At 63.8% G+C, this 21,005-nt stretch carries 22 protein-coding genes; 12 read left to right on the forward strand and 10 right to left on the reverse strand.

Features of this window, described 5'->3' with window-relative positions:
* Nucleotides 1–55: 55 nt before the first annotated feature.
* The 4 genes from ACNFHO_RS22365 to ACNFHO_RS22380 form a co-directional block, all read right to left on the reverse strand.
* On the reverse strand, nucleotides 56–553 hold the full coding sequence (locus ACNFHO_RS22365) for a GreA/GreB family elongation factor (protein ID WP_063546126.1): 498 nt from the start codon (nucleotides 551–553) through the stop codon (nucleotides 56–58).
* 68 nt (nucleotides 554–621) lie between these two features.
* Complete coding sequence (locus ACNFHO_RS22370) at nucleotides 622–978, reverse strand: hypothetical protein (protein WP_054894060.1); 357 nt, start codon at nucleotides 976–978, stop codon at nucleotides 622–624.
* 110 nt (nucleotides 979–1,088) lie between these two features.
* Nucleotides 1,089–2,942 carry a DUF4105 domain-containing protein gene (locus tag ACNFHO_RS22375; protein WP_153774726.1) on the reverse strand — a complete coding sequence of 618 codons (1,854 nt, stop codon included), beginning with the start codon at nucleotides 2,940–2,942 and terminating at the stop codon, nucleotides 1,089–1,091.
* A gap of 78 nt (nucleotides 2,943–3,020) precedes the next feature.
* A complete protein-coding gene (locus ACNFHO_RS22380; protein ID WP_065864072.1) occupies nucleotides 3,021–3,509 on the reverse strand; it encodes a DUF3015 domain-containing protein in 489 nt (162 codons plus the stop codon).
* 253 nt (nucleotides 3,510–3,762) lie between these two features.
* Between ACNFHO_RS22380 and ACNFHO_RS22385 the strand changes: the two genes are divergently transcribed.
* The 5 genes from ACNFHO_RS22385 to ACNFHO_RS22405 all read left to right on the forward strand — a co-directional run bounded on the left by ACNFHO_RS22385 (nucleotide 3,763) and on the right by ACNFHO_RS22405 (nucleotide 8,434).
* Entirely contained in the window at nucleotides 3,763–6,201 is a 2,439-nt protein-coding gene (locus ACNFHO_RS22385) for a Lon protease family protein (RefSeq protein WP_054894063.1), read from the forward strand.
* A gap of 160 nt (nucleotides 6,202–6,361) precedes the next feature.
* Nucleotides 6,362–6,700 (forward strand): hypothetical protein, encoded by a 339-nt coding sequence (locus ACNFHO_RS22390; RefSeq protein ID WP_054894064.1) that lies wholly within the window; start codon nucleotides 6,362–6,364, stop codon nucleotides 6,698–6,700.
* 99 nt (nucleotides 6,701–6,799) lie between these two features.
* On the forward strand, nucleotides 6,800–7,288 hold the full coding sequence (locus ACNFHO_RS22395; protein WP_003247486.1) for a TIGR00645 family protein: 489 nt from the start codon (nucleotides 6,800–6,802) through the stop codon (nucleotides 7,286–7,288).
* A gap of 136 nt (nucleotides 7,289–7,424) precedes the next feature.
* Nucleotides 7,425–7,730, forward strand: coding sequence for a DUF6482 family protein (locus tag ACNFHO_RS22400; RefSeq protein WP_054894066.1), 306 nt, complete (start codon nucleotides 7,425–7,427; stop codon nucleotides 7,728–7,730).
* Between the two features lie 86 nt (nucleotides 7,731–7,816).
* Entirely contained in the window at nucleotides 7,817–8,434 is a 618-nt protein-coding gene (locus ACNFHO_RS22405; RefSeq protein WP_054894067.1) for an FKBP-type peptidyl-prolyl cis-trans isomerase, read from the forward strand.
* A 164-nt stretch (nucleotides 8,435–8,598) separates the two neighbouring features.
* On the opposite strand, the gene ACNFHO_RS22410 is transcribed toward ACNFHO_RS22405, so the two are convergent.
* From ACNFHO_RS22410 to ACNFHO_RS22420, 3 genes are all read right to left on the reverse strand, one after another.
* Nucleotides 8,599–8,844 carry a hypothetical protein gene (locus tag ACNFHO_RS22410; protein WP_054894068.1) on the reverse strand — a complete coding sequence of 82 codons (246 nt, stop codon included), beginning with the start codon at nucleotides 8,842–8,844 and terminating at the stop codon, nucleotides 8,599–8,601.
* 146 nt (nucleotides 8,845–8,990) lie between these two features.
* Nucleotides 8,991–9,332 (reverse strand): zinc ribbon domain-containing protein YjdM, encoded by a 342-nt coding sequence (locus ACNFHO_RS22415; protein WP_063546122.1) that lies wholly within the window; start codon nucleotides 9,330–9,332, stop codon nucleotides 8,991–8,993.
* A 173-nt stretch (nucleotides 9,333–9,505) separates the two neighbouring features.
* Nucleotides 9,506–10,474, reverse strand: a complete 969-nt coding sequence (locus ACNFHO_RS22420) for a polyprenyl synthetase family protein (protein ID WP_063546121.1) — start codon at nucleotides 10,472–10,474, stop codon at nucleotides 9,506–9,508.
* Nucleotides 10,475–10,718: 244 nt separating this feature from the next.
* Between ACNFHO_RS22420 and rplU the strand changes: the two genes are divergently transcribed.
* From rplU to ACNFHO_RS22445, 5 genes are all read left to right on the forward strand, one after another.
* A complete protein-coding gene (gene rplU / locus ACNFHO_RS22425; RefSeq protein ID WP_003247466.1) occupies nucleotides 10,719–11,033 on the forward strand; it encodes a 50S ribosomal protein L21 in 315 nt (104 codons plus the stop codon).
* 38 nt (nucleotides 11,034–11,071) lie between these two features.
* Nucleotides 11,072–11,329 (forward strand): 50S ribosomal protein L27, encoded by a 258-nt coding sequence (rpmA, locus tag ACNFHO_RS22430; protein ID WP_029614211.1) that lies wholly within the window; start codon nucleotides 11,072–11,074, stop codon nucleotides 11,327–11,329.
* Between the two features lie 187 nt (nucleotides 11,330–11,516).
* Nucleotides 11,517–12,740 carry an Obg family GTPase CgtA gene (cgtA, locus tag ACNFHO_RS22435; RefSeq protein WP_054894071.1) on the forward strand — a complete coding sequence of 408 codons (1,224 nt, stop codon included), beginning with the start codon at nucleotides 11,517–11,519 and terminating at the stop codon, nucleotides 12,738–12,740.
* Nucleotides 12,741–12,956: 216 nt separating this feature from the next.
* Nucleotides 12,957–14,075, forward strand: coding sequence for a glutamate 5-kinase (gene proB / locus ACNFHO_RS22440; RefSeq protein ID WP_054892485.1), 1,119 nt, complete (start codon nucleotides 12,957–12,959; stop codon nucleotides 14,073–14,075).
* 23 nt (nucleotides 14,076–14,098) lie between these two features.
* A complete protein-coding gene (locus ACNFHO_RS22445) occupies nucleotides 14,099–14,548 on the forward strand; it encodes a CreA family protein (RefSeq protein WP_186668416.1) in 450 nt (149 codons plus the stop codon).
* Between the two features lie 124 nt (nucleotides 14,549–14,672).
* Here the strand turns inward: ACNFHO_RS22445 and mksF are convergent, their stop codons facing one another.
* Genes mksF through mksB form a run of 3 tightly spaced genes read right to left on the reverse strand, consistent with a single transcriptional unit; the run spans nucleotide 14,673 to nucleotide 19,484 of the window.
* Nucleotides 14,673–17,504 carry an Mks condensin complex protein MksF gene (gene mksF / locus ACNFHO_RS22450; protein WP_416767387.1) on the reverse strand — a complete coding sequence of 944 codons (2,832 nt, stop codon included), beginning with the start codon at nucleotides 17,502–17,504 and terminating at the stop codon, nucleotides 14,673–14,675.
* On the reverse strand, nucleotides 17,501–18,208 hold the full coding sequence (mksE, locus tag ACNFHO_RS22455) for an Mks condensin complex protein MksE (RefSeq protein WP_054892489.1): 708 nt from the start codon (nucleotides 18,206–18,208) through the stop codon (nucleotides 17,501–17,503). The genes mksF and mksE overlap by 4 nt, the downstream gene beginning before the upstream one ends.
* The gene (mksB, locus tag ACNFHO_RS22460; protein WP_054892490.1) at nucleotides 18,198–19,484 is read right to left on the reverse strand and encodes an Mks condensin complex protein MksB; all 1,287 of its coding nucleotides are present in this window, start codon (nucleotides 19,482–19,484) and stop codon (nucleotides 18,198–18,200) included. Before mksB ends, mksE begins: the two co-directional genes overlap by 11 nt.
* Before the next feature lie 268 nt (nucleotides 19,485–19,752).
* Between mksB and ACNFHO_RS22465 the strand changes: the two genes are divergently transcribed.
* Together ACNFHO_RS22465 and rimI are read left to right on the forward strand one after the other, a co-directional pair.
* Nucleotides 19,753–20,547, forward strand: coding sequence for an energy transducer TonB (locus ACNFHO_RS22465; protein WP_112899165.1), 795 nt, complete (start codon nucleotides 19,753–19,755; stop codon nucleotides 20,545–20,547).
* A complete protein-coding gene (gene rimI, locus ACNFHO_RS22470; protein ID WP_054892492.1) occupies nucleotides 20,544–20,999 on the forward strand; it encodes a ribosomal protein S18-alanine N-acetyltransferase in 456 nt (151 codons plus the stop codon). Before ACNFHO_RS22465 ends, rimI begins: the two co-directional genes overlap by 4 nt.
* The last annotated feature ends 6 nt before the right edge of the window (nucleotides 21,000–21,005 follow it).

Below are 21,005 nucleotides of genomic sequence, written 5' to 3' on the forward strand. Positions count from 1 at the left end.
ACAGGGATTGGGCTGGTCTTCCTGCAGGAATCGCGATTGAGCTGCGCAGCAGCCCCTAACCTTCTCCCAGGATCTCGACCACCTCGATGGACAGATCCCCCGCAGGCCGCCGCCATACCACTTCATCCCCAGGCCCCGCGCCAAGCAGCGCCCGCCCCAGCGGTGAGCCCCAGTTGATCAGCCCCCGCGCTGCATCGGCCTGGTCTTCCCCGACCAGCTGCACCCTGTGCTCCTCATCCTGCTCATCGACGAACCTCACCCGGCTACCGATCTGCACCTTGTCCTGCGAGGTTGCAGGTGGCACCACCTGGGCGCTCTGTACGCGTGCCCGGAAATAGCGCAGGTCGCGCTCGGTATCGGCCAGACGCTGCTTGTCGGCGTGCTCACCCTGGGCTTGCAGATCGCTGTGCAGGGCAATGAGCGCCGCCACGCGTTGCTGCAACTGTGCAAGCCCGCTGGCGGTGACGTAGTTGGGCTGGTCGCTGACCCGTCGCTCCACCGGCTGGCTGGCCTGGGCGGCGGCCTGGTCTTCGTTGACGAATGCTCGGCTCATGAACGGCCTCCTTGTTTCTGGAGACCATGGTGAGGGCTGTCGGGTTTCCCTGAATGTCTGGCTGCGACCTAATTGTGGCGATAGGCGCGCGCGGCACCGCGGTCTTTTTCCTGTTGCCAGTCGCGGTCACGCTCGTCCCAGTAGCGCTCTCGGTACTGGCGCGTGTCTTCGCTGTTCTGCATGGCATGGCACTGGCGAAAGCCGTCGTCCCAACCGCTTTCGTAGCGGCGGTCGTGGAGGTAGCGCGGCACGTCCTTGCGAAAATCACCGACCATCAACCCCGCTGCCTGGCGGCCGCTGCTGCAGCCGTCCTGGAATCCATCGGCATAGGCCGGTGGATAGCCCTGGTCGAGCATCTGCTCGTGGGTGGACTGGCAGCCGACCAGCAGCAGGGTTATCCACAGGGCGAACGCGTACCGCAACATAGACTCTGGACCTCCGGGTGATAGGGGAAGTCTAGGTCGCGGATTGTCGTGGCGATGTCAAAACGCCGTCGAAGGATTGCACGTCATGATGCGAATCCCTGTGAGTGGTATCAGTACTGATACCACTTCAATTCGAGCATCACCTCGTTCTGCGCGGTGGCCAGGTGGCTGAACTCGCGCTTGGCGCTCAACCGCAGGCCCAGGTTCTGCGAAATCTCCCACTGCTGGTTCAGGCTCAGGCTGCGCCGCACTTCGCCATTGGTGAAGTAATCGCCTTTCGCCTCCAGGGTCATGTTGCCCAGCCCGTTGCGCCACAGCAGGCCGCCATTGAAACCGGCTGCCGGCGAGATGAACTCGGCGAAGTCGTTGTGGTGTTCGACCCGCACCGTACCGAGGGCGAAGCCCAGCAGGCCGTCGGCGAGCTGCCAGGTGCCACCGCCGCCACCGTTGACGTGGCTGACCAACACCTCGTCGTCATGCTTGCCCGGCACCCGCTCGAGGCCGCCGGCCACCTGCCACGACCAGGGTTTGAGCAGCTCGTTGCGCGGGGTCAGTGAGCGGATGGTGGCCAGGTCGAGGCGTTGCACCTGCCAGTCGTTGCCCTCGTACTGGCGCAGCTTGAGCTGGAGGATCTCGATCTGTGCGCCGAGCGGGAAGCCGTAGGCGTTGTCGTTGAGGTCGTGGTAGGCCATGCGCAAGCCATACTCGGCGAAGGCGCGGTCTTCGCGGGTGCCGACACCCAACTGCCAGGTCCGCGACTGGTGACCGTCCTCAGGCAGGCCGGGGCGTTCGATCTGCAGCGGTGGCGGCGGGTTGCGGTTGATTGCCCGCAGCAGCTCGAAGCTGCGCCTGGCCTGTTCGGGGTCACGCTCCTGGCCGGTGGCGCGGTAGCGTTCCAGGCGATAGGCGGCATCTTGTACCAGGGCCTGGCGTTCGCGGGGCAGGGCGGTGAACGCGGGGCTCTGCAATTGCGCGGTGTCGGCGCTGACGGCCAATACCTGCTGTTTTTCGTGATGGTCCAGTGGCTCGGCGCGGGCCAGCAGCTCGCGTTCGCGCGATGGCCGGTAGCGCACATCGGACACCAGCCCCGACTGCTTGACTGCCTTGACCGTGTCGGTGGGGATGGCGGTGAGCGGGAACTGCGAGGTCAGGTCCAGCCCGGGGCGGGCGACCTGCAGCAGCTCCAGCAGGCGGTAGGAGCAGTTCTCGTCGAAGAAGAAGTAGTCGAACTGCACCTGCTTGAGTTCCCAGACGTGCTCGACCATGCGCCCGGTCTCTTCAGGCGTCAGGTCCAGCTGGTACTCCCACAGGTCGCGGTTCTCCAGGCTGCGGTATTCGGAGAGTTTCTCCTGGTACGGCATCATCGCGAACAGCCCGGGGTAGCCGCCCATCAGACCTTTCCAGGCGTAGAGGATGCTGTTGTCGCTGCCTTCGATATAGGCGCCGAAGTTGATCGCGTAGCTGAGCAGCGTGGTGTCGTTGCTGCGGGTGTCGGCCTTGTCGATACGCAGCAGGGTATGGCCGAACATCGAGGACGGGCTGTTGAGGTAGGCCGCCGGGAAGATCAACACCGCGCTGTGCGGTGCGACGTCGGCGTACCAGCGGCTGTATTCCTGGCAGTCCGGGGTCGGCAGGTCGCTGAGCTGCAGTTGCTCGCGCAGCCAGCGGGTGCGCGCCGGAAAGACGCATTGGGCGTGTTTGTCGCCCAGGCTGGCCGGGGCATACAGCGCATCGACCGTGGCCCGCAGTTCGCGATCCGGATGATGGGCGCCGTCCTCGGCGAGAAAGAATTTGTCGTCGTCCACATAACTGCGCCAACCGCCCAGCTTGGCGGTTTCGTAATGACCCAGTGCGATCCAGTAGCGGTCGGCGGCCAACTGCTGCACGCGCGCCTCATCCAATGAAGGTGTCGCGTAGGCAGGGGCGCAGGCGCATAACGTCAGGTAGGCGAAGCGTTTGAGCATATCGGGCAACTACTTCTGAATGATGCCGAAGGGAGGCGGGCGAAACCCGCCCCGCAAGCGGGGCGGGCAGGGTCGAACTTACGCTTCGGTAGCGTATTTCGCCAGTTGCGGATCTTTTTTCAGGACCGCGATGGTGTTGTTGTGGACATCTTCGGCAGTGACGTTGGCGCTGCTGAAGATCTGCTGGAAGTGGTCGTGGGTGACCGAGGCGAAGTGCGCGCGGTCTTCGGGTTTGACGCCCAGTACCACGGCGTAGGTGGTCAGGGCTTCGCCCTGGCCCTGGGCCATGTCTTCGGACAGTTCGTTCATGGTGCCATTCATGGCCAGCCACGATTTGCCGCCGTAGGTGAGCGCTGCCTTGGTGGAGCAGCCGTTGGTGCCGGAGGTCATGCCGAAGGTGGCGTTACCGGAGGTGCCGTTGGTGGTGGAGGCCAGGAAGTGCGCCGGAGTGCCGCGCTGGCCTTCGAACAGCAGGTTGCCCCAACCGCAGTTCGGGCCGCCTGGCGCTTCGGCCATGGCATTGATCGAAACCGCGGCGAACAAGGTACCCAGAAGAATCCGTTTCATAGCGTTATTCTCTTTTTCGATACGTATCAATGATCAGGGTTGTCTGGCAGTTCACTGCCAGGACGGGGAAGCGTTTTACCCACCCGCGCAGTTTGGAGTTTAGGCACGATCCAATAGTTGCGTAGTTGATTGCGAAAAAATCTTGGACAAACCTTTTTAACGCCTGCGACATAAAGTCCCGCGGAGCCTTGCAAGGCGCGCGCCCCCGGCGCCAGAATGCTGCGTATCCGCCCCGCCGAAGTAAGGAAACCCAATGCCCGATCCTGTTGCTGCGCGCCTGCGTCTCGCGCCCGAAGCCCTGACCCGGCGTTTTTCCCCCGAGCAGTTTGCCTTCACCAACACCGATGATCTGGAGCCGTTTCGCGGAGTACTGGGCCAGGAGCGTGCCGTCGAGGCCCTGCAGTTCGGCGTGGCCATGCCGCGCCCTGGCTACAACGTCTATGTGATGGGCGAGCCGGGCACCGGCCGCTTCTCCTTCGTCAAGCGCTACCTCAAGGCCGAGGGCAAGCGCCAGCAGACCCCGGCCGACCGGGTCTACGTCAACAATTTCGAAGACACCCGCGAGCCGCGTGCGCTGGAGTTGCCGGCAGGCACTGCTGGCGAGTTCATCGCCGACATGAACGGTTTGATCGGCAACCTGCTGGCGACCTTCCCGGCGGTGTTCGAGCACCCGTCCTACCAACAGAAGAAGGGCGCCATCGATCGCGCCTTCAACCAGCGCTACGACCGTGCCCTGGATGTGATCGAACGCGCGTCGCTGGAAAAGGACGTGGCGCTGTACCGCGACGCCAGCAATGTCGCCTTCACCCCCATGGCCGACGGCAAGGCGCTGGATGAGGCCGAGTTCGCCCAGTTGCCTGAAGAGGTCCGCGAGCAGTTCCACGAAGACATCGCCGAGCTGGAGGAGCGTCTCAACGAGGAGCTGTCCAGCCTGCCGCAGTGGAAGCGCGAGTCGAACAATCAGCTGCGCGAACTGAACGAAGAAACCATCACCCTGGCCCTGCAACCGCTACTGGCCCCTCTGTCGGAGAAGTACGCCGAGAACGCTGCGGTGTGCGCCTACCTGCAGTCGGTGCAGTTGAACCTGCTGCGCACCGTGGTCGAGCAACTGGTCGACGATGCCAAGACCGACGCGGTGGCGCGCAAGATGCTCGAAGAGCAGTACGCGCCAAGCCTGGTGGTGGGGCATCCGGTCAATGGCGGCGCGCCGGTGGTGTTCGAGCCGCACCCGACCTACGACAACCTGTTCGGTCGCATCGAGTACAGCACTGACCAGGGCGCGCTTTCCACTTCCTACCGCCAGCTGCGTCCCGGTGCATTGCACCGCGCCAACGGCGGCTTCCTGATCCTGGAAGCGGAAAAAATGCTGGGCGAGCCCTTCGTCTGGGATGCACTCAAGCGCGCGCTGCAGTCACGCAAGCTGAAAATGGAGTCGCCGCTGGGCGAACTGGGTCGCATCGCCACCGTCACCCTGACGCCGCAGATGATCCCGCTCAACGTCAAGCTGGTGATCATCGGCTCGCGTCAGCTCTACTACGCGCTGCAGGACCACGATTCGGACTTCCAGGAGATGTTCCGCGTACTGGTCGACTTCGACGAAGACATGCCGATGGTCGACGAGAACCTCGAGCAGTTCGCCCAGCTGCTGCGCACGCGTACCAATGAAGAGGGCATGGCGCCGCTGACCAGCGATGCCGTGGCGCGCCTGGCGACCTTCAGCGCGCGCCTGGCAGAGAACCAGTCGCGGCTCTCGGCGCGTATCGGCGACCTGTTCCAGCTGGTCAGCGAGGCGGACTTCATCCGCCAGTTGGCCAACGACGAGATGACCGACGCAGGCCACATCGAGCGTGCGCTCAAGGCCAAGGCGACCCGCACCGGGCGGGTGTCGCAGCGGGTGCTCGATGACATGCTCGCCGGCATCATCCTGATCGACAGCGAAGGCGCTGCCATCGGCAAGTGCAACGGCCTGACGGTACTGGAGGTCGGCGATTCGGCATTCGGCATGCCTGCGCGGATCTCCGCCACGGTCTACCCGGGTGGCAGCGGCATCGTCGACATCGAGCGTGAGGTCAACCTCGGCCAGCCGATCCACTCCAAAGGCGTGATGATCCTCACCGGGTACCTGGGCAGCCGCTACGCCCAGGAGTTTCCCCTGGCGATCTCGGCGAGCATCGCCCTGGAGCAGTCCTACGGCTACGTGGACGGCGACAGCGCCTCGCTTGGCGAGGCCTGTACGCTGATCTCGGCGCTGTCGCGCACGCCGCTCAAGCAGTGCTTCGCCATCACCGGTTCGATCAACCAGTTCGGCGAAGTGCAGGCGGTGGGCGGGGTCAACGAGAAGATCGAAGGCTTCTTCCGCCTGTGCGAAGCGCGTGGCCTGACTGGCGAGCAAGGGGTGATCATCCCGCGCGCCAACGTTGCCACGCTGATGCTCGACGAGCGCGTGTTGCAGGCGGTCGAAGCCGGGCGCTTCCATGTCTATGCGGTGAGCCAGGCCGATGAAGCGCTGAGCCTGCTGGTGGGCGAGGATGCCGGTACGCCCGACGAGAAGGGCGAATTCCCTGAAGGCAGCGTCAACGCGCGGGTGGTCGAGCGTCTGCGGGTCATCGCCGAGATGATCAGCGAGGAAGAGATCAAGGAGGCCGAGAAGGAACGGCTGGAGGAGATGGTGGCCCAGGCCAAGCCGGCTTGAGTCAATAATCCGGCGCTGGCGGCCAAGTGCTACCGTTCAGCGCCGGTTTTCCAGCAATGCCCACCTGTCATCTATGCTGGAACTTAAGGAGTTTTCAGGGTTCAGGATGGAAACAGCCTGTCTTGCAGGCTGAACAGGGCTTCTCAGAGGGGACGCCGCCATGCGCAACCTCAGCCTCACCCGCCAGTGCCTTGGCCTGGTGACCCGCATCGAGTGCAGCATCCGTCCGCTGGCCGGCGACAACGGCATGTGGACCTTGCTGTTTGCCGCCGGCATGTCCGGTGAACAGCCTTCGGCGATCAAGGCACAAGGGCCGTTTCATGGGCCGATGGTGGCCGAATCGGTGATGAACGCCGTTGTCGACAGCTTGACCCTGCACGGCTACCAGGTGGCTGAAGACCCGCAGATCTGGTGCCTGCACCTGCAGGCGCAATTGCGGCGGATCAACGGAGAACGTTGCCGCAATATTGGGGACTACCAGTTCCGTCCGGATAATTGAAGAGGACTCTGCGGCAACCCGCCGCAGACTTTTGCTGTCATTGATGGCTGGCTATACTCGCGCACGCTTTTCCAGTCCTCTCATGAGTCCCTATCCTCCATGGAACGTATTCTCGAAAACGCGATGTATGCCTCTCGCTGGCTGCTCGCACCCATCTATTTCGGCCTGTCGCTGGGCTTGCTGGCGCTGGCGCTGAAGTTCTTCCAGGAAGTGGTTCACGTCCTGCCAAACGTCTTCGCGCTGAGCGAAGCGGACCTGATCCTGGTGATCCTGTCGCTGATCGACATGTCGCTGGTCGGCGGCCTGCTGGTGATGGTGATGATCTCCGGCTACGAGAACTTCGTCTCGCAACTGGACATCGACGAGAGCAAGGAGAAGCTCAACTGGCTGGGCAAGATGGACTCTTCTTCGCTGAAGATGAAGGTTGCGGCGTCGATCGTGGCCATTTCCTCGATCCACCTGCTGCGCGTGTTCATGGATGCGCAGAACATCTCCACCGACTACCTGATGTGGTATGTGATCATCCACATGACCTTCGTGGTCTCGGCCTTCTGCATGGGCTATCTGGACAAGCTGACCAAGCATTGAGTTGGTGTTGCCCTTTTCGCGAGTTCGCCCGCGAGAAGGGCGACGTGCTTCCGACCGACGAGTGGCCCCTTGTCTAATCCCGGCTTCTGTACAAAAAATGAGCACTCATGTGGGCTTCCCACAGCGAGGTGCATCCATGAACCTGCATCAGCTCAATACCGAGGCCAGGGCCGGCCACGTCGATGAACTCAACCTGATCGCCATCGAAGGCGGCGATTACCTGCTCGAGGCCCGGATCAAGGGCCATGCCCATCCGCTGAACGATCCCCGTGGCGAGCGCCTGCGGGTGCACTCGGTCGAAGATGCTCGCTTGCTCCTGCAAGCCCTGCCCATGCTGTCGATGAACCTGGTGCACTGGTCGGTGCAGGATGAGATGTGCGGGATGGGCAGCCACCCGGAGGAAGACCTCAAGGTCCCGATATCCCAGCGTTCGGCCTGGTAGCTGCTTCGCGCGGCCCCAGTGTGCTAGGCTGCTTGCCCTTTTGACCAAGGGCGCGGATGCAGTGCGCCCTTAAGCGGAGCAAGCCAATGTCCGAACTCAACCTGTCCACCGACGAATCCCGCGTCAGCTACGGCATCGGCCGCCAGCTGGGCGGCCAGCTGCGCGACAACCCACCACCAGGCGTGAACCTGGAAGCGATTCTCGCTGGCCTGACCGACGCCTTCAACGGTGCCGACAGCCGTGTCAGCGAAGCCGACCTGTCTGCCAGCTTCAAGGTTATCCGCGAAGTGATGCAGGCCGAAGCTGCCGCCAAAGCCGAAGCTGCTGCCGCCGAGGGCAAGGCCTTCCTGGTCGAGAATGCCAAGCGTGATGGCATCACCACCCTGGCTTCGGGCCTGCAGTTCGAAGTGCTGACCGCTGGTAGCGGCGCCAAGCCGAGCCGCGAAGACAACGTGCGTACCCACTACCACGGCACCCTGATCGACGGCACCGTGTTCGACAGCTCCTACGAGCGTGGCCAGCCTGCCGAATTCCCGGTAGGTGGCGTGATCGCTGGTTGGACCGAAGCGCTGCAACTGATGAACGCTGGCAGCAAATGGCGCCTGTACGTGCCGAGCGAGCTGGCCTATGGCGCGCAAGGCGTTGGTAGCATCCCGCCGCACAGCGTGCTGGTGTTCGACGTCGAGCTGCTCGACGTTCTGTAAGACTGCGTTGTCTTCATCGCGGGACCAGCCCGCTCCCACATGTGCCCCGCAGGCTCTAATAAGCAGGTGTACTGGTGGGAGCAACTGTCTTGTTCAAAATCTAAAGACCAGCCCAATCCCTGTGGGAGCGGGCTTGTCCCGCGAAGAGGCCGGTAATGCCGGCCTCAATTCCAATCCGTTCCCCCTGGGCGCAACGCCCGCGCATAGCAGAACAGAAACAGATTCCTCACCAGTTCCTTCAATACTCCGGGCTCACTCGAGTTCAGGCCGTTGAGGTCCAGGTCGCCCTGGTCACGCAGTTCGTCGAGCGCTTCTTCCTCGAGTACGGCACAGACTTCGCCGGTCTCGCGATGGAGGATGCGCAGGTAGGGATGGGGGCGGTCGAGCCAGGCGTCGATCAGGTAGGTCATGGCTATTCTCCTTGGAAAGCGTTCCAATGAGAATAATTCTTATTATCAAAATGGCAAGTGACTATTGGATTAATTCTGCCGAAGGGTGCAGATGATCCTGTTGCAGGATCTGTCAGGGCCACCCGAGGGCAGCCCTGCAAATAGGCTCAGACCTTGCGCACGAACTCGGACTTGAGTTTCATCGCGCCGATGCCGTCGATCTTGCAGTCGATATCGTGGTCGCCGTCGCACAGGCGGATGTTCTTGACCTTGGTGCCGACCTTGACCACCAGCGACGAGCCCTTGACCTTGAGGTCCTTGATCACGGTGACGGTGTCGCCATCCTGCAGGACGTTACCGACCGAATCTTTTTTCACCACGTCATCGCTGGCCGTCTCGGCGTCGCCGGTGGCCGACCACTCGTGGGCGCATTCGGGGCAGATCAGTTGGGTGCCATCCTCGTAGGTGTATTCGGAGTTGCAGGCGGGGCAGGGCGGCAGAGTGCTCACTTCGGTTCCTTGGTGTACAGAGGGTTAAAGGCGCACATTGTATAAGGTTTTGCCGCGAAAATGTTTTTTGTCCGCACCAAAGCATTCGCGGGCAAGCCCGCTCCTACAAAAGGCCTGATGTACTCGGGCCCTGTGGGAGCGGGCTTGCCCGCGAATGAAGACGATGCGATCTATCAGTGCGTACGCGCGACCGCAAACTCGCTCAGCTCGACCAGTGCATCACGGTATTCGCTTGCTGGCAGCACTTCCAGACAGGCGATGGCGCGGGCGACGTAGTCGCGGGCCATCCGTGCGGTGTAGTCGAGTGCGCCGGAGGCTTCGACGGCAATGCGGATCTGCTCGAGGTCTTCCAGGCCGCCCTTCTGGATGGCCTGGCGCACCAGCGCCGCCTGCTCTGGCGTGCCTTCGCGCATGGTGTAGATCAGTGGCAGGGTGGGCTTGCCTTCGGCCAGGTCGTCACCGACGTTCTTGCCCAGGGTTTCGGAGTCGCCCTTGTAGTCGAGCAGGTCGTCGACCAGCTGGAAGGCCACGCCGAGGTGGTCGCCAAAGGTGCGCAGGGCCTCGCGCTGCTCGTCGCTGGCGCCGGCCAGCGCCGCGGCGCTGTGGGTCGAGGCTTCGAAGAGCATGGCGGTCTTGCCGCGGATGACGTCCATGTACACCTCTTCGGTGGTGCTGGCATCACGCACGCGCGACAGCTGCAGCACTTCACCCTCGGCGATCACCCGGGTGGCCTTGGACAGGATCTGCATGACCGGCATCGAGCCCAGTTCGACCATCATTTCGAACGAGCGCGAATAGAGGAAGTCGCCGACCAGCACGCTGGGGGCGTTACCCCAGAGGGCATTGGCAGTGGAGCGGCCGCGGCGCATGCCGGACATGTCGACCACATCGTCGTGCAGCAGGGTGGCGGTGTGCAGGAATTCGATGGTCGCGGCCAGCAGGCGCAGGTCGTCGCCTTCACGGCCCAGGGCCTTGCCGCACAGCAGCACCAGCAATGGGCGCAGGCGCTTGCCACCCGCGGATGTGATATAGTCGCCGATCTTCGATACCAGCGGCACGCGCGAGGTCAGCTGCTTCTTGATGATCTCGTCGACGGCGCTGAAATCGTCAGCTACCGCGCGGTAGAAGGATTGGGGTTGCATCGGCTGCTCCATTGAGGTTGCGCGGCATGCTAGGTCGCGGGTCCCGGTGTGTCAAGGCGCGCTGCCTGCACCCTCGGGGCGGCACTTGCAAGGCTTTACCGGGTTGCGTACAATCGCGCACCCTAACTTCCTGGGCAGCACCTGCCTTACGCAATTGCACCGGGCCGTTCCAGCCTTGTGCAGCCATGCCAGCCAATACTCATCATATAAAGCGCTGGGTGAGCAGGATTATCGGAGATTCAAAATGTCCTACGCAGTAATCGTTACCGGCGGCAAGCAGTACAAAGTCGCTGAAGGTGAATTCCTCAAGATCGAAAAACTGGAAGTCGCCACTGGCGAATCCGTGACTTTCGATCGCGTTCTGCTGGTCGCCAACGGTGAAGAAGTCACCATCGGTGCTCCAGTCGTTGCTGGCGCCAAAGTAGTGGCCGAAGTTGTTTCGCAAGGCCGCCACGACAAGGTTCGCATCATCAAGTTCCGTCGTCGTAAGCACCACATGAAGCGCATGGGCCACCGCCAGTGGTTCACCGAGATCAAAATCACCGGTATCCAGGCTTAATCCCCTAGGTCCCCTGAATTTATTTGGAGAATTGAACCATGGCTCACAAGAAGGCTGGTGGTAGTACTCGTAACGGTCGCGACTCAGAATCGAAACGCCTTGGCGTGAAGATGTATGGCGGCCAGGTTATCAAGCCGGGCAACATCATCGTCCGTCAGCGTGGCACCGAATTCCACGCTGGCTACGGCGTTGGCATGGGCAAGGATCACACCTTGTTCGCCAAGATCGACGGCGTGATCAAGTTCGAGAAGAAAGGCGAGTTCAACCGCCGTTACGTGAGCATCGTCGCCGCTTAATCGCGACGTCGCTCCAGAAGCCCCGTCATGCGACGGGGCTTTTTCGTTTGTGGTGAGCCTCTTGCAAAGCTGTTTGTCTGGGCTGCCGGCGTTGGTTTCTGATGATACGGGGCCGCCGCGCTCATTTTTGCAAGAGCCTCAGGGTTTTCTGGTTTTCAGCTCGTCGTCCGACGAGAGGCGGTTTTGAATGAAGTTTGTTGACGAAGTATCGATCCGGGTAAAAGCCGGTGACGGCGGTAACGGTTGCATGAGCTTCCGCCGCGAAAAATTCATCGAGAACGGTGGTCCCAACGGCGGTGACGGTGGCGACGGCGGCTCGGTGTACATGGTGGCCGACGAGAACCTCAACACCCTGGTCGACTACCGCTACACCCGCCACCACGAGGCCCAGCGCGGCCAGAATGGCGGCAGCACCGATTGCACCGGCAAGAAGGGCGAGGACCTGTTCCTGCGCGTGCCGGTCGGCACCACGGTGATCGATGCTTCCACCCAGGAAGTCATCGGCGACCTGATCACCCCGGGTCAGAAGCTGATGGTCGCCCAGGGCGGCTGGCACGGCCTGGGCAACACCCGTTTCAAGTCGAGTACCAACCGTGCGCCGCGCCAGACCACTCCTGGCAAGCCGGGCGACCAGCGCGACCTGAAGATGGAATTGAAAGTGCTGGCCGACGTCGGCCTGCTGGGCCTGCCGAACGCCGGCAAGAGCACCTTCATTCGCGCCGTCTCGGCCGCCAAGCCGAAGGTTGCCGACTACCCGTTCACCACCCTGGTGCCGAACCTGGGCGTGGTCAGCGTCGACCGCTGGAAGAGCTTCGTCATCGCCGACATTCCCGGCTTGATCGAGGGCGCCTCCGAAGGTGCCGGCCTGGGTATCCGCTTCCTCAAGCACCTGGCCCGTACCCGTGTGCTGCTGCACCTGGTCGACCTCGCGCCGCTGGACGAGAGCAGCCCGGCCGATGCCGCCGAAGTGATCATCAACGAGCTGGCGCAGTTCAGCCCGGCGCTGGTCGATCGCGAGCGCTGGCTGGTGCTGAACAAGGCCGACATGCTGATGGAAGACGAGCGTGACGAGCGTGTGAAGGAAGTCGTCGACCGCCTGAACTGGGATGGCCCGGTCTACGTGATCTCGGCTATCTCCAAGCAGGGCACCGAGAAGCTCAGCCATGACCTGATGCGCTTCCTCGAAGACCGCGCCGACCGCCTGGCCAACGACCCGGCCTACGCCGCCGAGCTCAACGAACTCGACCAGCGCATCGAAGACGAGGCCCGTGCCCAGCTTCAGGCCCTGGACGACGCTCGTACCCTGCGCCGTACCGGCGTCAAGAGCGTCCACGACATCGGCGACGATGACGACTGGGATGACTTCGAGGACGACGAGGACGGCCCGGAAATCATTTACGTGCGCGACTGACCGGTTGCAGTACACTGAACGCCGCTTTTCGAGGCAGTGTGCCGTGATCAGGCTTGGGCGTTGAGCCCATCGCGGGACAAGCCCGCTCCCACAGGTCCGCTGCGATCCTTGTGGGAGCGGGCTTGTCCCGCGATGGCCTCAACACCCTCTCACGGTACGCCGCTCAAATGAGCGGCGTTTTGGTATCTACAGATTCGACATAGGTTGGAAGAGAAGATGCGAAGCAAGGTGACGGGCGCCAAGCGCTGGGTCGTGAAGATCGGCAGTGCGCTGCTGACCGCCGATGGCAAGGGCCTCGACCGTGGTGCGATGGCGGTCTGGGTCGAGCAGATGGTCGCACTGCGTGAAGCGGGCGTGGAACTGGTATTGGTCTCCTCCGGGGCCGTGGCCGCAGGCATGAGCCAGCTGGGCTGGACCACGCGACCGAGTGCGATGAACGAGCTGCAGGCGGCCGCCTCGCTCGGCCAGATGCGCCTGGTGCAGGCCTGGGAGTCGAGCTTCGGCGAGCACGGCAAGCACACCGCGCAGATCCTCCTGACCCACGACGACCTCTCCGACCGCAAGCGCTACCTCAATGCCCGCAGCACCCTGCGCACCCTGGTCGACCTGGGCGTGGTGCCGGTGATCAACGAGAACGATACCGTGGTCACCGACGAGATCCGCTTCGGCGACAACGACACCCTGGCCGCGCTGGTGGCCAACCTGGTCGAGGCCGACCTGCTGGTGATCCTCACCGACCGCGACGGCATGTTCGACGCCGACCCGCGCAACAACCCTGAAGCCCAACTGATCTATGAAGCCCGCGCCGACGATCCGTCGCTCGACGCCGTGGCGGGCGGTACCGGTGGCGCCCTGGGGCGCGGTGGCATGCAGACCAAGCTGCGTGCCGCACGCCTGGCTGCGCGCTCCGGTGCCCATACCATCATCATCGGTGGCCGTATCGAGCGTGTACTGGACCGCCTGAAGGCCGGCGAGCGCCTGGGCACCTTGCTGTCGCCTGAGCGCGGCATGCTCGCTGCGCGCAAGCAGTGGCTGGCTGGCCACCTGCAGACTCGCGGCACGCTGGTCCTCGATGCCGGTGCGGTGAAGGCCCTGCGTGAGTCGAACAAGAGCCTGTTGCCGGTCGGCGTGAAGACTGTGCAGGGCAGCTTCCGCCGTGGCGAGATGGTGGTCTGCGTCGGCCCCGATGGCCTGGAAGTGGCCCGTGGCCTGGCCAACTACAGCGCCCTGGAGGCGCAGAAGATCATCGGCCAGCCGTCGGACGCCATCGAAAGCCTGTTGGGCTACAGCGCCGAACCCGAGCTGGTGCACCGCGACAACCTGGTCCTGGTCTGAAGGAGATGCCCGTGCTGAAAAGGATGTTTGCCGTGGCAGCGCTGATGCTGCCGATGCTGGCCGGTGCCGAGGAAATCGGCCAGGTGTCCACCGTGTTCAAGTTCCTTGGGCCCAACGACCGCATCGTGGTCGAGGCGTTCGACGATCCCAAGGTCGAAGGTGTGACCTGCTACCTGTCGCGAGCCAAGACCGGCGGCGTGAAGGGTGGGTTGGGGTTGGCGGAGGACCGCGCAGAGGCATCGATCGCCTGCCGTCAGGTTGGGCCGATCAACTTCAAGGGTGAGCTCAAGGATGGCGAGGAGGTGTTCAAGGAACGCACCTCGCTGGTGTTCAAGACCATGCAGGTGGTGCGTTTTCTCGACAAGAAGCGCAATACGCTGGTGTACCTGGTGTACAGCGACCGGATAGTCGAAGGTAGCCCGCAGAATGCGGTGACAGCGATTCCGATCCTGCCTTGGGCGCATGCCCAATAAACGACGCAGCTCCTCCTGTGGGAGCGGGCTTGCCCCGCGATAGGGCCCGACCTGGCGGCGAGGTTGCCAAGTCGGGCCCTATCGCGGGGCAAGCCCGCTCCTACAGGAATGGGCCGCGGTTGCCTCAGGCCAGCTCTTCGGCCTGATCCTCACGCACGATCGCCTTCACTTCATCCCGGCGGCTGATGTACTTCCAGTCCGCCTCGTCGATGTAGATCCCGTTCGGCCCGCTGCCGCCTTCCAGGTCGATCGCCACGCGCGCCGACACCTGCGGCTTCACGCTCGCCAGAATCGGCACGAAGCCCAGTTGCTGACTGGTCTCCAGCAGCGCCGCCTGGTTGCGTTCGTCGATGTCCGCCGCTTCGTCGAGGTAGTAGGGCAGGCGGATGCGCCCGGCCAGGTCGCGGTCCATCAGGTGCAGCAACAGGTACATGTTGGTCAGCGCCTTGATGGTCATGGTGGTGCCGTTGGATGCGGCGCCGTCGATGTCGGCGTGGATCACCGGCTGGCTGTTGATCTTGGTGATCTCGAAGGCCAGCTCGAACAGGTCTTTCAGGCCCAACTGGTTGTGGTTGGCCGCTACCAGCCGCGCCAGGTACTCCTTGGCCTCTTCGTTCTTGTGATCCTGCTCGGCGCTCTGCGTGAGGTCGAACACCGACAGCGTTTCGCCTTCTTCGTACTGGCCGGCACTGTGGATGATCTGGTCGATGTGCTTTAGCGCTTCCTTGTTTGGCGCCAGCACCACGCGGAAGCTCTCCAGGTTGGACACCTGGCGCTTGTTGATCTCGCGGTTGAACAGCGCCAGCTGGTGCTCGAGGCTGTCGTAGTCGCTGCGGATGTTGCGCAGGGTCCGGGCGATGTCGGTGACTGCCGCGCGGCGCGCCTTGGCCAGGGTTAGGGCTTCCTCGGTGCGGTGCGAGTAGGCGTTGATCAGCAGCATCAGGCGACGTTCCATGTCGTCTTCGCTGTCGAACTTGGCCACACCTTTCAGGCGCACCTGGGCATACAGCGCCTCGATCTGGTTGTCGACGCGCTGCAGCGCCTGCCAGCTGTCCTGGTAGTCGTTGAGCAGCGGCAGCAGGTTGTCCATCGAATCGTCGACCGGCTCCATGAACGGCGTGCCGAACGGCAGGTCGGCCGGCAACAGTTGGCGGCGGCGCAAGGCGTCGTCCAGGGTGCGCTGCTTGGCTTCCATGTCGGCGATCTGGCGGCCGACCAATTGCAGCTTGGCCGACAACTGCTGGACGCGCTCGGTGAAGGCGTCGCTGGAGCGCTTGAGCTCGTCCTGGGCGGCTTCGAGCTGCGCCAGCTGCTCCATCTTCTCTGGCTCTTCGGCGCTCAGGGTTTCGGTGCGGCGGAAGTCCTCAAGGGCCTTCTGCGCATCCAGCACCTGCTGGTACAGCGCCTCGGTCTGGGCCTTGCTCGCGGCGCGGTCCAGGGCTACGGCCTGCTGGGTCTTGAGCTGCTTGAGCTCCTTTTCCAGGCGTTCTTTCTGGTCGCGCAGGGCCGCACGGTCGGCCAGTGCCTGCAGCGCTGGCGGCTCGATGTGCGACAGGTCGATGGACAGGCCCGGCACTTCGAAGCGCTCGCCCTTGAAGCTGTCGAGCACGCCTTCAAGCGTCTTGACCCACAGGTCGCTGTCGTCCAGTTCGATGCCCCGATCACCCAGCGGCAGGCTGAACAGCGCGCCGTTGAACAGGCGCATCAGGCGGTCGACGTCTTGTTGAGAGAACTCTTCGCGCAGGCGTGCGTAGCTGTTGTTGTCGGCGTGTTCGAGCTGCTGCTTGACCGCCTTGACGCGTTTTTCGAGGTCGCGCACGCGTTCGTCGAGGTCTTCGGCGGAGAACTGGCGCGACTGCGCCAGGGCGCCGGCCAGTTCGTCGTGGGCGTCCTTGGCGGCGAGCAGTTGCTGCTCCAGGACCTTGACGTCATCGACCAGGGCGAAGCGGTGCTTGAGCACCGACAGCTCGCCGAGCCAGCGCTGGATGCCGGTGATCTCGCGTTCCAGGCGCATCAGCTCCTGGGTGCCGCCACGCTGGTCGTTCTGCAAGCCATCCTGCTCGGCGCGGTAGTGCTCGGCCTGGATCACCAGCTCTTCCTTGCGCGCTACGGCGTAGTCCTGCCAGGTGCCGAGCAGGCTGTCGAGCAGGGGGGAGAGACGGTGCAGCTTGCCGCGCAGGATGTCGCGCTGGGCCACGCCGCCGGCAAGTGCTTCGACCAGCGGACCGGCAGCGACCAGGGCGTTGTAGTCCTGCTCCATGCGGCGCACGTCGCGGAAGGCTTCTTCACAAGCCGCAATGTAGTCGACGCTGCCCGAGCGCAGGCTGTGCTCGAAGGCATCCAGGAACAGCTGCTTGAGCTTGGCGGCAGTGATCTCGCGCATGTGCAGCAGGTTGATGAACAGCGCGCGGAAGGTCTTCAGGCTCTGCTCGCTGGTCGAGCGCAGCGGGATCAGGGTGAGGTCCAGCGGCACCGAGGTGTGGCCGCCGACCAGCAGCCGGCGCAGTTCGTCCGGCTTGAGTTCGTAGGCCTTGAGGCCGTTGCGCTCGAGGTTGGTGAACAGCTCCTTCTGGCGCAGGCAGGTGTCGTCTTTCTGATAGTGAGCCAGGTCCAGCTCACCCTGGTAGGCGAAGAACTGGTGGCCGAAGCCGCCGCCCGGGCCGCGCCCGACCACGCCGATCACGTGCGGGCCGTGGGGCAGGTTCAGTTCGCAGAGGATGTAGCTGGTGTCGCTGGCGAAGTAGAAACGCCGCGATTGCTCCAGGCTGTACTTGCCGAAGCTCATGTCCGACATGCGCGCCAGGATCGGGAATTGCAGGGCGTTGATCGATGCCGATTTACCCAGGTTGTTCGCGCCATAGACCGACAGCGGATGTTCCAGCGGGAACAGGCCGAGGCTGTAGCCGGCGGTGTTGAGCAGTGCGAAGCGGCGAATGCCGTAGCGTTCCTGGCTCATGCGTCAATCTCCTGTTGCTCTTCGCGGATGGCCCGGGCCAGGGCGTCCTCTTCGCTCTCTTCGCCCTCGAAGGGGGTGAGGTCGAGCGGATCGTCGGTGCGGTTGAGTTGTTCCGGGGTTTCTTCCTCGACGAGCACCGGGACCGGCAGCGGCAGGTCGCTGTGCAGGGTAGCGGCCAGGTCGCGGTCCTGCTGGACCGACAGGCACACATCGAGGAAGCGGTGCATCGGCGGCAGGAAGCGGTAGATGCCGCCTTCTTCATGGGCGAAGCCCAGCTGGGTCATGCGGCGCAGGATCTTCTCTTCGAGCTCCTCGACCGTCTGCACTTCGGCTTGCAGGAACAGGTCGCGGTATTTCTCCAGCAGCGAGGGCAACTCGTCGCGGCCGATGCTGCCGCCGTCGAGCACGGCCATCGGGTCGCGGCCCTGGTCGGCCAGGTGCTCGACCAGGATGAAGGTGAACAGCGACAGGCGCTGGGCGGTCTTGTTGACCTGCGCGGCGGCCTGTTCGGGGACGAAGTAATAGAAGCCACGGGTGTCGCAGACCAACTCGAAACCGAGCGCCTTGAACAGGGTGCGGTACTGGTCCTGGAAGTTCGACAGTTGGGCGTACAGTTCCGGGTCGCGGCGGCTGACGTGGAAGCCCTTGAACAGCTCGCGGAAGATCGGCGCGAGCTGGGACAGTTCGGAAAGATCAAGATGCATTGGCTGGGCTCGCGGTGGATTCGGTGGCTGCCGGTTGTTGTTCGCGGCTGGATGTCAGGGCGAAGGAACGCAGGCTGACCAGGTGTTCGCGGGTGGTGTAGTCCTGGCGCTGCAGACGCTCGCGGCTGAAGCGCTTCTCGCGCGAGAGGCGCGAGAACCAGTACAGCAACTCGTCGGTGGCGCCTTCGGGTTCCTGCTCCAGCAGCCAGACCATCAGGTCGGGCAGCGGGAGGGCGTCTTCGCAGCGCTCGAGCATTTCCTTGACCGTACGCGGCGCGCGTGGCAGCGGGCCCTTGTGGGTCTTGTGCGCCTTGGGGAAGCGCGCAGGCTTGGGCTCGAAGCGGGCCAGGGCATAGACATAGGCCTCGACCTGGCTGGCGCTGCCGAGGAAGGTGCTTTGCGGGCGGGTGAACATCGGCATGGCCGCTTGCGGTACGGCATCGATGCCTTTCTTGCGGATCACCGACAGCGCCAGTGCCGCGCCGCGGGTGACGGCGTTGTGCCGGCGCGCTTCCTCGCGCAGCGGCAGCAGCAGCTCGCGGGCGTGGCGCAGGGTGAGCTGGGCGCTGGTCTGCATCTCGAGGATGCGCGCGTGGGTGCGCAGCAGCATGTCGTCATCGACCAAGTGGCCGAGGCGCGCCTGCTCGCCCAACAGGCGCAGCAGCACGGTCTCGACCTTGCGTACGCCCTGCTCGAAGGCACCGTCGGCGTTGACCAGCTGGATCATCGGCTCGACGTATTCGTCCCAGGTCGCCAGCACTTCGGCGTAACGCTGGCGCAGCGGGATCTGGCGGTTGCTGGTCTTGGCCCGTTCGGCCACCGCGACCAGCGCCTGTTCGTCGTTGTCGAGCTTCTTCAACACATCGCGCACGCGCATGTCGAGCAGGCGCAGTTGGCGCGCCAGGTCGTCGCTGTCGCGGTTGTCGAAGGCGTCCTGGATGTGCCCGGCCAGGCGCTCGAGGTGGCGCAGGTAGGCTTCGATCTCCAGGCACAGGCCCAGGCGGTGCTCGCGACGCAGGTAGGCGAGGAAGTCGTGGATCTGCGCGTTGAGCTCGAAGCGGTTCGGGCTCTTGGCCACCGGGACCAGGATATCCAGGCGAATCCACACGTCGAGCAGCTGGGTGATGTCCTGCGGCGTGCTCTCTACCTGCTGGCGGGCCAGTTGCTGACGCAGCTCGACCAGGCTCAGGGTGCCCTGGTCGAAGCGCTCGCACAGCGGCTCGATCAGGGCCCAGTGTTCGGCTAGGGCGCGCAGGACGCGCTTGGGTTCGATCATTGGCGGGTCGACTCTTGCCAAATAAAAGGGGCGATTGTACTGCATACGGGGGGGAGGATTTCACCCCTTGGTCCGGGATTTGCGTTGATCTGTGCCAGCCTCTTCGCGGGCTTATCACCGTTGGTGGGGCAGGCGCTGTACCTGTGGGAGCGGGCTTGCCCCGCGATAGGGCCGGCACAGGCGATAAATTTCCGCCAGCCTGTTGCGGCACGCCGCCGCCAACAGCGTTAGAATGCCCGACTGAACCAAACCCCCGGATACCCGAGCCTTGCTGACCGAACCCCGCCGCCGCGCCTACCTTTCCGCCATGCAAGTGGTGCACTGGCTGCCGCGTGCCGAACTGCCGTTCGCTGCGCCTTCGCGCCCCGAGCTGCTGTTGCCGGTGGCGCCGGTCGAGGATCTGGATGTCGAGGCGCAGCCTGTGCGCCAGGCGCCTGCACAAGGCGAAGCCGCGCCGACCCATGCCCGCTCCGGCGAACGCCCGAAAATCGAGATCCCACGCCCCGGCAGCACGCCCAAGGCCGCTGCCAAGCCGGTCGAGCGCGAACAGGAAGCCCCCAAGGCTGCACGTCCGGCGTCTGTGCCTCCGCCGCGTTTCGCCCTGCAGCTGCTGCGTGCCGGCACGTGCCTGTTGCTGGTGGAGCTCGCCACCGGCCAGCCGTTCCAGAGCCGCGACCCTTCTTACCTGTTGCTCAAGGACATGCTGCGCGCCGCCGGCCTGCCGGACGCGCCGCAGATCATCGGCGAGCCGGTGCGCTGGCCGCTGTTCGTGCGCGGCAACATGGAGCAGGGGCCGGAGGCTGCGCGTGATTTCGTCCAGGGTTTCATCCAGGCCCGCCTCGAAGACGTCCCCTGCACCTGCCTGTGGCTGATCGGCCTGCCAGCGGTGCGTTTTGCCGGCGACGCCGATGCCCAGGCCTATTACCAAGCACTGAAGATCGATGGCCTGGGCGACGTCTGGGCGTTGCCGGGTCTTGAACTGTTGATGGACGAGCCGCAACGCAAGGCGGACGTCTGGAAAGCGATGCGCCAGCTGATGGCGCGCTGGAAGAGCGTTGAATGAGTGACTCGATCAGTTTCCGCCCGATGACCGAGGCGGATCTGGATAGCGTGCTGAAGATCGAATATGCCGCCTTCAGCCACCCCTGGACCCGCGGGATCTTCCAGGATGCGCTCAAGTCCTACGAAGTGTGGCTGATGTTCGACGGCCAGCAACAGGTCGGGCATGGCGTGATCAACGTGATCATCGACGAAGCGCACCTGCTCAACATCACGGTCAAGCCAGAAAACCAGGGGCGCGGCCTGGGTTTGCGGCTGCTCGAACACCTGATGGCGCGAGCCTGGCAGCTCAATGGGCGCGAATGTTTCCTGGAAGTACGTGCCAGCAACCAGTCGGCCTATCGTCTGTACGAACGCTACGGATTCAACGAAATCGGTCGGCGTCGGGATTACTACCCGGCCGCTGGCGGACGTGAAGACGCCCTGGTGATGGCCTGCACCCTGTTCGAAGAGTGACCGCCT

Origin of the sequence: Pseudomonas sp. NY15374 (assembly GCF_048068255.1) — a bacterium.
GTDB classification, from domain to species: domain Bacteria; phylum Pseudomonadota; class Gammaproteobacteria; order Pseudomonadales; family Pseudomonadaceae; genus Aquipseudomonas; species Aquipseudomonas machongensis.

What these genes read in the sequence shown, in the direction of transcription:
- ACNFHO_RS22395 (WP_003247486.1), top strand. Translation starts at nt 6,800, where the DNA reads ATGGAACGTATTCTCGAAAACGCGATGTATGCCTCTCGCTGGCTGCTC.
- mksB (WP_054892490.1), bottom strand. Translation starts at nt 19,484, where the DNA reads ATGATCGAACCCAAGCGCGTCCTGCGCGCCCTAGCCGAACACTGGGCC.
- ACNFHO_RS22365 (WP_063546126.1), bottom strand. Translation starts at nt 553, where the DNA reads ATGAGCCGAGCATTCGTCAACGAAGACCAGGCCGCCGCCCAGGCCAGC.
- ACNFHO_RS22380 (WP_065864072.1), bottom strand. Translation starts at nt 3,509, where the DNA reads ATGAAACGGATTCTTCTGGGTACCTTGTTCGCCGCGGTTTCGATCAAT.
- ACNFHO_RS22370 (WP_054894060.1), bottom strand. Translation starts at nt 978, where the DNA reads ATGTTGCGGTACGCGTTCGCCCTGTGGATAACCCTGCTGCTGGTCGGC.
- rpmA (WP_029614211.1), top strand. Translation starts at nt 11,072, where the DNA reads ATGGCTCACAAGAAGGCTGGTGGTAGTACTCGTAACGGTCGCGACTCA.
- mksF (WP_416767387.1), bottom strand. Translation starts at nt 17,504, where the DNA reads ATGAGCCAGGAACGCTACGGCATTCGCCGCTTCGCACTGCTCAACACC.
- ACNFHO_RS22405 (WP_054894067.1), top strand. Translation starts at nt 7,817, where the DNA reads ATGTCCGAACTCAACCTGTCCACCGACGAATCCCGCGTCAGCTACGGC.
- ACNFHO_RS22375 (WP_153774726.1), bottom strand. Translation starts at nt 2,942, where the DNA reads ATGCTCAAACGCTTCGCCTACCTGACGTTATGCGCCTGCGCCCCTGCC.
- ACNFHO_RS22400 (WP_054894066.1), top strand. Translation starts at nt 7,425, where the DNA reads ATGAACCTGCATCAGCTCAATACCGAGGCCAGGGCCGGCCACGTCGAT.
- rimI (WP_054892492.1), top strand. Translation starts at nt 20,544, where the DNA reads ATGAGTGACTCGATCAGTTTCCGCCCGATGACCGAGGCGGATCTGGAT.
- ACNFHO_RS22410 (WP_054894068.1), bottom strand. Translation starts at nt 8,844, where the DNA reads ATGACCTACCTGATCGACGCCTGGCTCGACCGCCCCCATCCCTACCTG.
- rplU (WP_003247466.1), top strand. Translation starts at nt 10,719, where the DNA reads ATGTCCTACGCAGTAATCGTTACCGGCGGCAAGCAGTACAAAGTCGCT.
- ACNFHO_RS22445 (WP_186668416.1), top strand. Translation starts at nt 14,099, where the DNA reads ATGTTTGCCGTGGCAGCGCTGATGCTGCCGATGCTGGCCGGTGCCGAG.
- mksE (WP_054892489.1), bottom strand. Translation starts at nt 18,208, where the DNA reads ATGCATCTTGATCTTTCCGAACTGTCCCAGCTCGCGCCGATCTTCCGC.
- ACNFHO_RS22385 (WP_054894063.1), top strand. Translation starts at nt 3,763, where the DNA reads ATGCCCGATCCTGTTGCTGCGCGCCTGCGTCTCGCGCCCGAAGCCCTG.
- ACNFHO_RS22390 (WP_054894064.1), top strand. Translation starts at nt 6,362, where the DNA reads ATGCGCAACCTCAGCCTCACCCGCCAGTGCCTTGGCCTGGTGACCCGC.
- ACNFHO_RS22420 (WP_063546121.1), bottom strand. Translation starts at nt 10,474, where the DNA reads ATGCAACCCCAATCCTTCTACCGCGCGGTAGCTGACGATTTCAGCGCC.
- proB (WP_054892485.1), top strand. Translation starts at nt 12,957, where the DNA reads ATGCGAAGCAAGGTGACGGGCGCCAAGCGCTGGGTCGTGAAGATCGGC.
- cgtA (WP_054894071.1), top strand. Translation starts at nt 11,517, where the DNA reads ATGAAGTTTGTTGACGAAGTATCGATCCGGGTAAAAGCCGGTGACGGC.